The 13,581-nt window shown below is 54.6% G+C and carries 14 protein-coding genes; 7 read left to right on the top strand and 7 right to left on the bottom strand.

Annotated elements, in window-relative coordinates; all coding sequences use genetic code 11:
* Positions 1–359: 359 nt before the first annotated feature.
* Entirely contained in the window at positions 360–974 is a 615-nt protein-coding gene (locus ACZ41M_RS08860; protein ID WP_464731513.1) for a c-type cytochrome, read from the bottom strand.
* A 453-nt stretch (positions 975–1,427) separates the two neighbouring features.
* Between ACZ41M_RS08860 and ACZ41M_RS08855 the strand changes: the two genes are divergently transcribed.
* Positions 1,428–2,216, top strand: a complete 789-nt coding sequence (locus tag ACZ41M_RS08855; RefSeq protein ID WP_464731514.1) for a gamma-glutamyl-gamma-aminobutyrate hydrolase family protein — start codon at positions 1,428–1,430, stop codon at positions 2,214–2,216.
* 64 nt (positions 2,217–2,280) lie between these two features.
* Here ACZ41M_RS08855 and fmt read toward each other — a convergent pair whose 3' ends face one another.
* Entirely contained in the window at positions 2,281–3,243 is a 963-nt protein-coding gene (gene fmt, locus ACZ41M_RS08850) for a methionyl-tRNA formyltransferase (protein ID WP_464731515.1), read from the bottom strand.
* 9 nt (positions 3,244–3,252) lie between these two features.
* Entirely contained in the window at positions 3,253–3,762 is a 510-nt protein-coding gene (gene def, locus ACZ41M_RS08845; RefSeq protein WP_464731516.1) for a peptide deformylase, read from the bottom strand.
* 85 nt (positions 3,763–3,847) lie between these two features.
* On the opposite strand from def, the gene ACZ41M_RS08840 reads away from it, so the two are divergent.
* The 3 genes from ACZ41M_RS08840 (at position 3,848) to ACZ41M_RS08830 (ending at position 6,780) form a co-directional block, all read left to right on the top strand.
* Positions 3,848–4,867, top strand: a complete 1,020-nt coding sequence (locus ACZ41M_RS08840; RefSeq protein ID WP_464731517.1) for a hypothetical protein — start codon at positions 3,848–3,850, stop codon at positions 4,865–4,867.
* Entirely contained in the window at positions 4,864–6,057 is a 1,194-nt protein-coding gene (dprA, locus tag ACZ41M_RS08835) for a DNA-processing protein DprA (RefSeq protein ID WP_464731518.1), read from the top strand. The genes ACZ41M_RS08840 and dprA overlap by 4 nt, the downstream gene beginning before the upstream one ends.
* 267 nt (positions 6,058–6,324) lie before the next feature.
* Positions 6,325–6,780 carry a DUF494 family protein gene (locus ACZ41M_RS08830; RefSeq protein ID WP_464731519.1) on the top strand — a complete coding sequence of 152 codons (456 nt, stop codon included), beginning with the start codon at positions 6,325–6,327 and terminating at the stop codon, positions 6,778–6,780.
* Between the two features lie 19 nt (positions 6,781–6,799).
* On the opposite strand, the gene ACZ41M_RS08825 is transcribed toward ACZ41M_RS08830, so the two are convergent.
* The gene (locus ACZ41M_RS08825; protein ID WP_464731520.1) at positions 6,800–7,150 is read right to left on the bottom strand and encodes a hypothetical protein; all 351 of its coding nucleotides are present in this window, start codon (positions 7,148–7,150) and stop codon (positions 6,800–6,802) included.
* A gap of 116 nt (positions 7,151–7,266) precedes the next feature.
* Between ACZ41M_RS08825 and ACZ41M_RS08820 the strand changes: the two genes are divergently transcribed.
* Positions 7,267–8,625, top strand: a complete 1,359-nt coding sequence (locus ACZ41M_RS08820; protein WP_464731521.1) for an agmatine deiminase family protein — start codon at positions 7,267–7,269, stop codon at positions 8,623–8,625.
* 149 nt (positions 8,626–8,774) lie between these two features.
* Here ACZ41M_RS08820 and ACZ41M_RS08815 read toward each other — a convergent pair whose 3' ends face one another.
* The 3 genes from ACZ41M_RS08815 to deoR all read right to left on the bottom strand — a co-directional run bounded on the left by ACZ41M_RS08815 (position 8,775) and on the right by deoR (position 11,014).
* Entirely contained in the window at positions 8,775–9,014 is a 240-nt protein-coding gene (locus tag ACZ41M_RS08815; protein WP_464731522.1) for an accessory factor UbiK family protein, read from the bottom strand.
* Between the two features lie 79 nt (positions 9,015–9,093).
* Positions 9,094–9,966 (bottom strand): RNA polymerase sigma factor RpoH, encoded by an 873-nt coding sequence (gene rpoH, locus ACZ41M_RS08810; RefSeq protein WP_464732166.1) that lies wholly within the window; start codon positions 9,964–9,966, stop codon positions 9,094–9,096.
* Positions 9,967–10,243: 277 nt separating this feature from the next.
* On the bottom strand, positions 10,244–11,014 hold the full coding sequence (gene deoR, locus ACZ41M_RS08805; RefSeq protein ID WP_464731523.1) for a DNA-binding transcriptional repressor DeoR: 771 nt from the start codon (positions 11,012–11,014) through the stop codon (positions 10,244–10,246).
* Between the two features lie 360 nt (positions 11,015–11,374).
* Between deoR and deoC the strand changes: the two genes are divergently transcribed.
* Both deoC and deoA read left to right on the top strand, forming a co-directional pair.
* Entirely contained in the window at positions 11,375–12,145 is a 771-nt protein-coding gene (deoC, locus tag ACZ41M_RS08800; protein WP_464731524.1) for a deoxyribose-phosphate aldolase, read from the top strand.
* Positions 12,146–12,178: 33 nt separating this feature from the next.
* On the top strand, positions 12,179–13,495 hold the full coding sequence (gene deoA, locus ACZ41M_RS08795; protein ID WP_464731525.1) for a thymidine phosphorylase: 1,317 nt from the start codon (positions 12,179–12,181) through the stop codon (positions 13,493–13,495).
* The last annotated feature ends 86 nt before the right edge of the window (positions 13,496–13,581 follow it).

Genomic DNA, 13,581 nt, shown 5'->3' with positions numbered 1-13,581 from the left:
ATAGTTGTCAAATTGTCTTCGGGTTTTTGATGGGGGATCTTGGTATTCACACACGCGGAGTTTTGCACTCGGTATGGTGGCGTTTTAATCAAAAGATATAAAAAAACCCCGAGTAAACTCGGGGTAAAAAATATCGTCGTTGGACGATCGCCCCGTTTAGGGAGGAAAAACGGGGGAGGCATACGCCTTTTTGCAGTATATGATGATTTGAGCTGACTTTCAATCCCATTTATCTCCATGGGGATATAAAAAAATGCCGAGATTGCATAATCTCGGCAAGGTGTTGTAATTTTGTCCCGAATTGATCTTAAAACGAGGTGATCAAGGGGTGAAGGCGCGCATCGTTGGATGCGATGCCTTTATTTTTTCGCAGGATCGGCTGCAGGGGCTGCTGCACCAGCGGCGGGTGCGGCTTTGCCATCTGCCGGAGCGGCACCGTCAGCAGCAGGTGCTGCGGGTTCGGCCAAAGAGCCACCGCTCTTGTTGGCCATGAAGACAACAGCGCGTTCCACTTCCAAATCGCTCAGGGCAGGATTACCGCCTTTGGCAGGCATCACACCGGTTTTACCGGTAAAGCCTTCGATGGCGTGTTTGAACAATGTGGCTTGGCCTTGCGCAATACGTGCGCCCCATGCACCTGCATCACCCATTTTCGGCGCGCCAGCTACACCTGCGGCGTGACATGCGGTACACAGGCTGTTGTACACTTCTTCACCGGTTTTCGGGCCTTTGGAGCTTGCGCCCATTTCAAAGCCGGCCACCGGACGCAGACGCTCAACAATTTGTTCTTCCATTTGTGCGGCGCGGGTTTGTGCCATGGCGTTCGAGCTGACTACCTGCGCCAAGAAATATAGGATACCAACAACTGCGGTGACAACGGCCAATGCGATTAAGGTAATTACGTTTGCACTGGTTTCCGAGAGATGTTCGTCTTGCTCGTTGGTTGGGGTGTGCGGGTTTTGAGATTGAGTCATATCCAAGTCCTATGTATCCATTACCTATTGAGGTGCTTGCTTATTTAACCACAGAGCAAACACGGTGTTACTTACCTGCGCGCGCTGCTTCTGCTCGATGCTATGCAGATCAACGGTTTCTGCCCAAGCCAGCAAGGCATATAGCAGGTAGCCTAAAACGTTCTTATTGTAAGCCCAAAACCTTAAAAAATAAATGGTTTATGAATGTTTTTGGCGCAGGTATTCCATAAATACCTGCATTTTGGTTGGCATAACGCCACATTTTGTACATAACTGACCTGGGCGCAAAATGGCTGAATGAATGATCGCCACCTGTTAATACCATGAAAATAAAGTGGTTTTTCGTGTTTGTTGCGTGCCGGAGTGTATGCTTGGGTCGTGCTCAAGTGGTGCTGTCAACTCGGTTTGCGTTTCAGCTACAGTATGTCCATCGCAAATGACAATAGGTGAGACATGAGTATTTCCAATCATACAAAGACAAATGGCAAACGCAAACCGGTGGTGTTGATCACCATGGGTGATCGCGAACTATCCGGCCTGAATTATCAGGTACTGGGGCAAAAATATTCGGATCCGATCGTACGTTTTTCCGAGTGCGTTCCCCTATTGATTCCAACCTGCTACGGCGCGGATGATTTGGATCAGTATTTGGATATGGCCGATGGCGTGTATTTATCAGGCGCATCGACCAATATCATGCCTTCTTTGTATGGTGAAGAACACGAAACCCCTGATATTGGGCAAGACCCACAGCGCGATTTATTTAACTCGGCGCTGATTCCGAAGGCGATGGAGCGCGGTTTGCCGTTTTTGGGTGTGTGTCGCGGGCATCAGGAGCTGAATATCTCTCGTGGCGGTAATCTGTACCAAAAAGTACACGAGACCGAAGGCAAAATGGATCACCGTGAAAAAGGCAGCGACATTCCGCTGGACGAAATGTACGGACCGCACCATCCGGTGCAATTGGTGCCGGACACATGGTTTGCCAATGCGCTGGGTCAAACCGAATTTATGGTCAACTCCTTGCACGGTCAGGGTATCAAACAATTAGGTAAAGGCTTGACGCCGCTGGCGCATGCACCAGACGGCTTGATCGAGGCCATGTACTGCTCCGACGTGCCGCACTTCACACTCAGTATGCAATGGCATCCCGAATGGAAAACGCATGAAAACCCGTTGTGGATCAAGATTTTCCAATTGTACGGCGATGCGTGCCGAGCGTTTGCCGCACAACGTGGTTAATTGATCATGAGCAAGAAAAAAGCGAGCCTCGGCTCGCTTTTTGTTTTTTTGACACCATCTGTCGTTAATTCAATTGCTGCTGTACGGCGAGTTTCAGGCTTTCGGCCACTTGATGTGCGGGACTGCGCTTACCGCCCGCCTTTTGCATCTGGGTGATGCGCAGCACCGAGCCGTCGCCACAGACGACGCGCACACCGTGCTTGTCCACGCCGATGATGGTTCCGGCAGCGTGCTCTTTGCTGAGGGTTTCGTCGGTTTGTGCCGCCCAAATTTTGAGCGGTTGTTCCATGTAGGTACACACGCAGCCGGGCGCGGGATCAAGCGCGCGTACTTTGCGCGCGATAGCCTGTGCCGATTGTGTCCAATCGATTTTTGCTTCCGCCTTATCGATTTTCTCGGCGTAGCTGACGCCGTCAGTTGGCTGCGGCGTGGCTTGCGGCGCAGCGCCGTCGCGCAGTTGACGCAAATAGTCCACCACCATGCGCGCGCCCATTTCGGCCAATTCATCGTGCAATGTCGCGGTGGTGTGTTGTTCGGTAATGGGCAGGCGTTCGATTGCGAGCATATCGCCAGTGTCCAGCCCCGCGTCCATTTGCATCAGTGTGATGCCGGTCTCGGTGTCGCCTGATTCAATTGCGCGGTGAATCGGTGCGGCGCCGCGCCAGCGCGGTAGCAGCGAGGCGTGAATATTGATGCAGCCGTGTTTGGGTAAATCCAGCACGTCTTGCGGCAAAATCAGACCATAGGCGGCAACGATCATGACGTCGGCTTGCGCAGCGGTGATTTGCGCGCGTGCCGCTTGCGCGTCCTCGGGGTATTTGCCGTTCAGGCGCAGGGAAATCGGCTGTGCGACGGGAATGTTGTGTTGTAGCGCCACTTGCTTGACGGGGCTGGGCGTGAGTTTCATGCCGCGCCCGCTCGGACGGTCGGGTTGGGTCAGTACCAGCGGGACGTTAAATCCCGCGTCGATGATGGTGGATAGGGCGCGGGCGGCGAAAACGGGGGTGCCGGCGAAAATCACGTTCATGGGCAGCCTTTATTGTTGCGCTTCGCGCTGTTGTTTTTTAATTTTGTTTTTGATGCGGTTTAATTTGAGGTTGGAGAGGTATTGCACGAATACTTTGCCGTTCAAATGGTCAATTTCGTGCTGAATGCACACGGCGAGCAGTTCGTCGCACTCCATTTCAAAAAATTCGCCTTTTGCATCCTGCGCGCGCACGCGCACGCGATCGGGGCGGGTGACGGTCTCGTAAATTTCGGGTACGGACAGACAGCCTTCTTCCCACTCTTTTTGTTCGACGCTTTGTGCGACGATTTCGGGATTGATGAAGACCAGCGGCTGATCGCGCTCCTCAGAGGTATCCACGACGACGATGCGACGATGAATGTCCACCTGCGTTGCGGCCAAGCCTACGCCTTTGGCGCTGTACATGGTCTCAAACATATCGTCGATTGTGGTTTGCAATGCTGCGTCAAACGTGCTGACCGGTTGGGCAACGGTGTGCAAACGCGGATCAGGGAACTTTAAAATAGACAATACCGCCATAATTCTTTACCATCTCTTGTAGAATAATGCGCCCACCCTGCGCTCGCTCCGTTTGCTGCGCCAAGGTGGGCCGTCGGATGCGCGTTTGCCCGATGACTCATTGACCAATCCGCACACCATGAATTTATCCACGCATTTTACCACAGCCCTTTCCAAGCCCGCTGCTCGGCAGCGCATCGCAGCCATTTTATTCGGCGCTTGTATGTTTTCGGCACACGCCGAGACTGCGGCAACGGACTTGTCGCAGTCAATGACCTGCGCCGAGGTGTTCCAATTGCAACCGAGCATCGTGCAAGCGCACGGTGGCGGTGATGCCTACGGCCAATGGTGGTTTGAGCCGCATGAGTTCAAGCAACATGAGTTGAATCAACCTCAGGCAGGCAACCGCGCCGCACGCAGTTTGCCGCTAACGCCGGCGGATGCGGAGCGGTTTTTGGGCGCGAAAAACGACAGCGTGCTGATTCGCTGGCACTCGTCGGTATCGGACGCGGCGCAGTTGAGCCGTTTGGCACAACGTGAGCCGTATTTATTGGTGCGCGCGGGCGAGCCGATCAACGATATGAATGGCAAAACGCTGGGGCGCTTTGTACGCCTGATCGCCAAGGCACGTTGGGATGCGCGTTTGTCGGTTGAATCGTCGGGCAGCAATAGCGCGACGCGTGAATTCATCGCGCCGCTGCGGATTACGCAGGCTGTGGAAGAGGTTGATCGCGGTGACCAGGTGGTGCCGCGGATGTGTGTGCAGTTGACGGCGCCTCAATCATCCGCGCCAACCCTGTTGAGCGCATCGAGTGCGCCCAGCACGCAGGCGCGTTTGCTCGGGTTTTTACCCGCGTCCAATGCCCGCCTGATTGGTGCGCACAACAGCATTGCGATCATGGATCAAGGGGCGGAGCACGGCGTGACGCCGGAGCAGCGCTGGGCGTTGGTTGAGATGATCGATGCGGCACAAAAAAATACGCAGGTCACGCGCCAACGCGCACAGGTGCGCATCGTGCAGGTGTTGCCGCGTTACAGCATCATACAGATTCAGAATGCCGAGCGCGAAGTTGTGCGCGGCGCGTATTTAAAACGACTCACTTCAGCCGCAGCGGATGCGCCATGACCGTCGAGCCACGCGTTGCTATCTCACTCAATGAAGCGGAAATCGCTGCGTGGCTGCGGCTATTGGCGACCGAGGGCGTGGGCGATGTGACTGCGCGCTTGCTGCTCACGCATTTTGGCCTGCCCGAACAAATCTTCGCGCAAAGCTACGGCACGCTGATGCGTGTGGTGTCTGAGCGTGTCACGCGCAATTTATTGAGCGAGCCGGACGAGGCGTTGCAACAGCAAATCGAGCGCACGCTGGCGTGGCTCGCACAGCCGAACAACCACCTCATCACCTTGGCTTGTCCACAATATCCGTCCGCATTGCTAACCACCAGTGATCCGCCCGCGCTGTTGTACGCTAAAGGGCGGATTGAGTTACTCAATACTTCCGGTGCGTCGCGCGCCTTGGCCATCGTTGGCAGTCGCAACGCCACCGCGCAGGGCATCAAAAACACCGAGTGGTTCGCCGAAGAGCTGGCGCAAGGCGGCTGCCACATCATCTCCGGCCTCGCGCTCGGCATTGACGCTGCCGCGCATCAAGGCGCGCTCCAAGCCTACCGCCGTGCGCCGAGTATGGCCGGCTCCACCATCGCGGTGATTGGGACAGGCTGCGACATCATTTACCCCGCGCGCAATCAAAAATTGACCTACGAAATTGCCGAGCACGGTTTGATTGTGAGTGAATTTCCGCTCGGCGCAAAAGCGCAGCCAACGCATTTTCCACGACGCAATCGCATCATTTCCGGCCTGTCGCAAGGCGTCTTGGTGGTGGAAGCGGCGCTGCAATCCGGCTCGTTGATCACCGCGCGGCAGGCGCTGGAACAAAACCGCGAGGTGTTCGCCATCCCCGGCTCGATTCACTCACCGCTGTCCAAAGGCTGTCACGCCTTGATTAAGCAGGGTGCGAAATTGGTCGAATGCGCGCAGGATATTTTGGACGAATTGCGTGTGCCGTTGCACACGCGAGTGATTTCGGCGGCAGAAAATGAGGCGGTTTCGGTTGCTCATACGGACTCAGGCGCAAGCGACGTTTCTGCGGCGGCGCAAACCATTTTGAACGCGCTGGGGCACGATCCGTGCGACATTGACACGCTGGCGGCGCGCACCGGTTTGGACGTTGGCGAACTATTGGCCGAGCTGATGGGGTTGGAGTTACAAGGCGAGATTGAAAAGCGAGCCGGTCATGTGTATGCGCGGCTGAGTTAAGGATGGATCTGGCATTCCATTTAACATAAGGTGTCATATCGTACTGCATACGCCATCTGTTCGCAAGAAGATTGCGGGGGTAAAACCGCAATGACGCATCGGATTATGGGATGGGAATCGCAATCCTTAAAAATTGAAGGTTAAGGGAGCCATTGATCGGGATTTATTCGGCGGCGCAGTTGGTTTTCGGTTAAAATACGCCCGCGTTGCCCTTGTGTCAGACCAACGCACATTCATTCTCAGCCTCCAGTTGCAAAGGATTTTAACGTGGCCGATATCTTCTTTTACCTACTCGAAAACTACGCAGGCATTACGCAATGCCCCGACGCGGCGACGCTCGCGCGACGTTTGGCGTACGAAGGCTTCGAGGAAAACGAAGTGCGCGCGGCGATTGCATGGGTTGAACTGTTGCGCCAGCCCTTGGGCATTGAGGTGGTTCACGCCACACACGCGCACAGCCACCGCATTTACCACAGCGCCGAGCGGCTGCATTTGGGTGATGACAATCTGAATTTTCTCAGCAGTTTGGCGCATGGCGCGTCCATCAGTGCCGAGCAGCGCGAGCGCATCATCGAACGCTGCATGATGTTGCCGGTGGTGCCGAACAGCGTTGAGCATTTCAAAGCCTTGGTGCTGACGATTTTATGGGCGGATGAGCAAAGCATTGACGATGCGCTGTTGCACGCCATGCTGGATGAGTCTGACAGCGATTTGTGCCATTGATCCACATCGACAGTGCAATTTAGAAAAATAACGAAATAATCACGCCCAAAAACGCCAAGCTAACGCTGGTGATGTACAGCTTAAATGTCGTTTGATAATAGCGCGCCACCTGCTCGGACGAGGTGTCGGGCGAGGCCAAACGGTTATTCAACACACGGTAAAGCACCCACAGCATCCCTAATAGTGAAACCAGTAGCGTGATCACAATCAGCCAATCGGATGTCGTCTGAATCGCGGCTCCGGCTTCATTTTCCGCCGACCAAGTCGCCAAAAAATTCAGCAAAAAACCCAAGATAATCCCGAGCGAGGTCACCATCGGTTGACGGTAGTCCTTGATGTCGCCGCTAAAGCGTAATTGTGATTGCGTCATGGTGCTGTCCAAATAGGTGAAAACAGCGCGGATCATACCATAAAGCCCACAAACAAAGCGGTTTGAGCGTGTGTATAATGCGCCGCATGGAGTCAAATAAATCACAAGGAGACATGATGGCAAGCACGCGTTTATCACGGCGACAATTCATTCAGGGGCTGGGCGCTCTGTCCATTCTGCCCATCGTGGCGTGCGCTGACGGCGCAGAACAGACGTCTTCCACGGCATCCGCGGGTGCCCGCGGCGGCTACCTCATGCCCGATGAGGGCGAACCCCACAGCGCCACATGGATGGCGTATGGTGCGACTGCCGCCGCGTGGGGCACGAGCGGCAATTACGGCGCGAGTCGCTCGATCGCGCGTAAAGATTTGATGCGTATTGCGGCCAATTTGTCGCGTTTCGAACCCGTGAAAATGCTGGTGAGCAATGAAAAGGACAAACAAGAAGCCTTGGATTTTCTGACGCAGATTCGCGCAGAGCCGGTGAGCGGCGCTGTCGGTCAATATGAGGAAAGCGCGGTTTACACCGGTGGCAAGGCCCTGCCGCCGATAGAGGCGGCGGGTGCGATTGAGCTGCTCATTCAGCCGGTGAATGATTTGTGGACGCGCGATACCGCGCCGGTTTTCGTGCATGCCGTGGGTCAACCGGCGGACAAAAATCTGTACGCGGTGAATTTCAATTTCAACGGTTGGGGGCAGGAGGACACCGGCGCGTCGGGCTGGCGTAAAGATCCGGAGAAAGCCGAAAACGGCATTGGCGATCAACGCGTGACCGAAGACCAACGGGTTGCGGATTTCATCATCGGCCAAACCGGTGCGACCAAAATCAGCACCTGGCTGGTGATGGAAGGCGGTGGCATCGAAGTGGATGGGCAAGGCACGGCTCTGTGCACCGAGAGCTGTATTTTGAATCCGAACCGCAATCCGAATAAAAGCAAAGCGGATGTGGAAGCCGAATTGGCGCGGATTTTAGGCATTAAAAAAGTCATTTGGCTGCCCGGCGTGCGCGCCAAGGAAATTACCGACGGCCATATTGATTTTTACGCGCGCTTCGTGGGGCCGGCGCAGGTCGTTTACACCTTGGACAATGACCCCGACTCGTCCGATTATCATGCCACGCAGGAACACAAACGCATTTTGTCCGCCGCCACTGACGCGCAAGGACGGCCGATTCGCGCCATTGCCTTGGATACGCCGAATTTTGAGGATGTGGAGAAAACCGTGGTGGCGCGCAATTGGAGTTCAGGCAAATCCAAATTCAATGCGGACGGCTTTGCCGCAGGCTATGTCGGATTTTATCTGGCCAATCAATGCGTGCTGATGGCGCGCTTTGGCGATGCGGCGGCGGATTTGCGTGCGTTTGAACAGATTCAAGCGCTCTATCCCGATCGTCGTGTGATGCAAATCACCACGGATGGCTTGGCCAATGGTGGTGGCACGATCCATTGCGCCACGCAACAACAGATTCGGGTTTGAGCGGACGCTGAGCATTGAAAAAAGAGGCGATCAGCCTCTTTTTTCGTGCCGTGTGCTTGAATAGATGGGCTTATTCAAGTGGTCTTTCGCTTTTTGTCGCGACAAGGCTTTGACTCGCTACGGACAGTTGGTTGGCCGTCACGCACGGCTTATTTTTGCGCGAGACTGCGCTCCAATTCAGCGACCTGCTGTTCCAATGCTTCTAATTTTTCGCGCGTGCGTGCCAGCAAGGCCACTTGCACGTCATATTCTTCGCGCGTGACCACGTCCATTTTTTGCAGTGCGCCGATCAAAAAGGTCTTGGCGTTTTGGCTCAAATCGCGCAGCGGCGAGTTTTGTACCCATTGTTCGACGGTGTCTTGTGCGGTTTTGCTCCACGGGCTGTTCATGTGTGTCCTCTTTGATTGACTTAAAACGAAAACGGCGCGGGTTTGCGCCCACGCCGTATTATCGTTGATTTTTGTCGCTTTATTGCGCCAAATGCGCACGCATTTTTTTCATCGCCGCCGCTTCGATTTGGCGAATGCGTTCGGCAGAGACGTGGTATTTGTCGGCCAAATCGTGCAGGGTTTGGCCTTTGCCTTCGTCATCGGCCAACCAGCGCGCTTCGATGATGTCGCGTGAACGCTCGTCCAACACGTCCAGCGCGGCGCTCAAACCGGATGATTGTAAGCGGTCACTCTCGGCACGCGTCAAAACCTGCGTCGGCTCCTGTGTCTCGTCGGCCAAGTAGGCAATCGGCGCCATCGCCACGGCATCTTCGTCGTCGTTCATGCCGCCGTCAATCGCGATGTCGCGACCGGTCAGGCGTTGATCCATTTCGATCACTTCCTCGGGTTTGACGCGCAGGACTTTGGCGACGTTATGCACCTCTTCCTGCGTCATGTGTTCGCCGGTTTTCATGCTGCGCAAGTTGAAAAACAATTTGCGTTGTGCCTTGGTCGTGGCGATTTTCACCATGCGCCAGTTTTTGATGATGTATTCGTGGATTTCCGCCTTGATCCAGTGGATGGCGAACGACACCAAGCGCACGCCGCGCGTCGGGTCAAATCGTTTCACCGCTTTCATCAGGCCGATCGAGCCTTCTTGAATCAAGTCGCCTTGCGGCAGGCCGTAGCCCATGTAGTTGCGCGAAATCGACACCACCATGCGCAGGTGCGACACCACCAATGCGTGTGCGGCCTGTAAGTTGTTCGGGTCTGCGCGGTAAGACATCGCAAACTCGTACTCTTGTTCAGGCGTGAGCATAGGCACCGCGTTTACCGCGCGGGTGTATGCGTCCAAATCACCCAAGCTCGGCACTGCGAGCAATTGGTTGTATTTGGCTGAATAAGGGCTCATTGCGTATGTGGTCATATCTGTTCTGTTCTCCATGCGGTTGATGTATCCCATCAACTCGATGATGCCGCGTGAGAGGCTGGCATCGGTTTGTCTGATGGTATTTTAGCACTCTTTTATCGAGAGTGCTAAAACGCGATCAGCGCTATTAATTAACGCGTTGGTGTGCGATTAGTTGACTAATATACTAAAGAATTATCGTGGTGAGAGTATGGCGAAAGCGTGGGACAATCGTGGATAAGGTGTAAAGTTTTGTTAAGTTGAATACAGTGAAAATGGCCTATGGCGTGAGCAGTTCGATGCCATTGGCCTGTGCGTATTCGCTAAATACGGCTTCGGGCGCGCGATCGGTAATCAGCAGGTCAAATTGGTCCAGCGCGCCGATGTAAGCGGCACGCGTTTGCCCGAATTTGCTGTGATCGGCGATCAAAATACGCTGCTGCGAGCTGGCCAGCGCACGTTGCTTCATCGGCAGCTCCTCCAGATAAAAGCAGGTCACGCCAAAATCCAAACTGATGCCCGCAGCGGAAATAAAGGCTTTGTTCGGACGTAGGTCGTCCAGCTCATTGCGCGGGCCGATGCTGCTGAAAATGTAGTTGTCGCCCTTAAATTCGCCGCCACACAGAATCACGCGGCATTTGGGCTTGTCCTGCAAGGCTAAAAAGGTGTTGAGCGAGTAGCAAATGGCGGTGAATGCGATGTTGTCATCAATCGCGTCGATCAGATACGGTACGGTGGTGCCGCAGTCGAAAAATACGGTGTCTTCCGGCTCGATCAGCCGTGCGCCGAGTGCGCCGATGCGTTGTTTTTCAGCCACCAGCTTGTTTTTCTGGTCGGAGACAAAGTAGTGGCTGACGCTGCTGTTGTTCTGTTGGGAGACCAAATAGCCACCCAGCAAAACGATCTCGCATGGCTCGGCATGGATGTCGCGCCGTATGGTCATTTCCGAGACGTTGAGCTGCGCGGCGACCTCTTTCAGATGAATTTTTCCGGTGCGTTTGAGTTGTTGAGCGATTTTTTTGAGGCGCTCTTCTCGGCGGGTGAGTTCCATGGCTTGTCGAGGTGTGGGGAAAAGGCAATTTGCCTGCCAAAAATGTTATCAAAATAACAAAATTAATGCAAACAATATCGCTGATTTTTGAAATATTTAGGAAAAACCATCAAATTGTGATTTCTATATCAAAATATGTTGAAAATGTTATTGGATTCACATACTATGTGGACATAAAAATAATATTCTCCATGACTCGTTGAGCCATCAGTATTTGAAAAACAAGGTGCTGAGTACAGAGAATCAGTTGACGCCGGCATTGCAAAGAACCATCATAATAAGCAACCGGCGTTTTTTATCCCGAGCAGTGAAATGGTGGGAGGCGATGGCAGAATCATTTTTAAATGGACTGGAGTACACATGGATATCAAACAGTATGCACAACGCGCTTTGACACTGATGGATTTAACCAGTTTAGAGGACAACGACACCGATGAGAAAATCCGCCAACTGTGTGCGAACGCAGTGACGCCGTTCGGCCACACCGCTGCGGTGTGCGTTTATCCGCGCTTTATCGGCGTGGCGCACGACGCACTGGGTGCGGACAGCGCGGTTAAAATTGCCACCGTGACCAATTTCCCCCACGGTGGTGCCGATGTGGATTTGACGATCCGCGAAACCGAGTCCGCCGTGGCGGCGGGTGCGCACGAGGTGGACGTGGTATTCCCGTACCGTGCGTATTTGGATGGCGATATGATGGTCGGGCGTGATTTGGTCGCGGCCTGCGCCGAGGTCTGCCATGCGCGCGATGTCTTGCTCAAAGTCATCATCGAGTCGGGTGAATTGGTGAGCGAGCGCGTCATTCGCTCGGTCAGCGAATTGGTGATTGACGCGGGTGGCGATTTTCTGAAAACATCCACCGGCAAAGTCAACATCAACGCCACACCGGAAGCCGCGCGCTATATGATCGAAACCATCCGCGCCAGCGGGCGTCGCAATTTGGGCTTTAAAGCCGCAGGCGGCGTGCGTACGGTACAGGACGCGATGGTATACCTCGATTTGGCGCGCGAGATCATGGGCGCAGACTGGGTCAAACCGGCAATATTCCGCTTTGGCGCATCGGGTTTGCTGAACAATCTATTGGCAACGTTGAACGACACCGATACCACGATCAACCACAGCAATTATTGAACATCATTTTGAACACAGAATAAGGAGAACACCATGCTCACACAAGAAATCATCAAGAAAAAACGCGATGGCGGCATACTGAACGCCGAGGACATTCGCGCCTACGTCAGCGGCGTGACCGATAATAGCGTCAGCGAAGGGCAAATCGCTGCGATGTGCATGGCGATTTTCTTCAACAAACTGAACATCGAAGAGCGCACCACCCTCACCCTCGCCATGCGCGACTCGGGGCGCGTGCTGGAATGGAAAGACCTGCAATTGAACGGTCCGGTGGTGGACAAACACTCCACCGGCGGCGTGGGCGACGTGGTCTCGCTGATGCTCGCGCCGATGGTCGCGGCTTGCGGCGCGTATGTGCCGATGATTTCGGGGCGCGGCTTGGGGCATACCGGCGGCACACTGGACAAACTCTCTGCGATTCCGGGCTTTGACACCTTCCCCGACCCTGAAAAGTTGCGCCACATCGTTAAAACCGCCGGTGCGGCGATCATCGGCCAGACCGGCGATTTGGCGCCCTGCGACAAACGCATTTACGCCACGCGCGACATCACCGCGACCGTTGAGTCGATTGATTTGATTACGGCGTCCATTCTGTCGAAAAAACTCGCCGAAGGCTTGGACAGCTTGGTGATGGACGTGAAAGTCGGTAACGGCGCGTTCATGCCGACCTACGAGGACTCGGTAGCGCTGGCGCAATCCATCGTTGATGTCGCCAACCACGCAGGATGCCAAACCACCGCCCTGCTCACCGATATGAACCAAGTGCTCGCCTCCAGCGCGGGCAATGCACTCGAAGTCGCCGAAGCCGTGCGCTATCTGCGCGGCGAGCAAATCAATCCGCGCCTGCACGCTGTGAATATGGCGCTGTGCGAACAGCTGCTCATCAACGGTGGCTTGGCCAAAGACAAAGCGGATGCGAACGCGCAGCTCGAACACGCCCTGCGCAGCGGTAAAGCGGCGGAATACTTCGCGCGTATGGTGGTGGAACAAGGCGGTCCGGCGGACTTCGTCGAAAACTACGCCAACTACTTTGAAGCCGCGCCGGTCATCAAACCGCTGTTCGCGCCGCAGACAGGGACTTTGCGCGCGATGGACACGCGCAGTGTCGGCATTGCCGTGATTGGCTTGGGCGGCGGTCGTCGCGTCGCCACCGACGTGATTGATTTGCGTGTTGGTTTTGACCAAGTATTGCCTTTGGGCGCAAAGGTTGATGCGCATACGCCGCTGACCGTGATTCATGCCAAAGACGAAGCGGCGTGGCAACAAGCGGCGCAGGCATTTTTGGCTGCGGTGACGATTGATGAACAGCCGTATACACCGACGCCGGAGATTTATCAGATCATTCGTTGATACAATAGAATTTGCGCGCTTAAAACAGAATTAAAACAGCATGCAAATGCTATAGGATCTTAAAAAATAAGCCGTCATTCCCGCTT

The sequence above is a fragment of the Puribacter membranae genome (assembly GCF_055380425.1).
The sequence above is the reverse complement of the archived record's forward strand: the minus strand, read 5'-3'. Positions and strand labels throughout refer to the sequence as shown.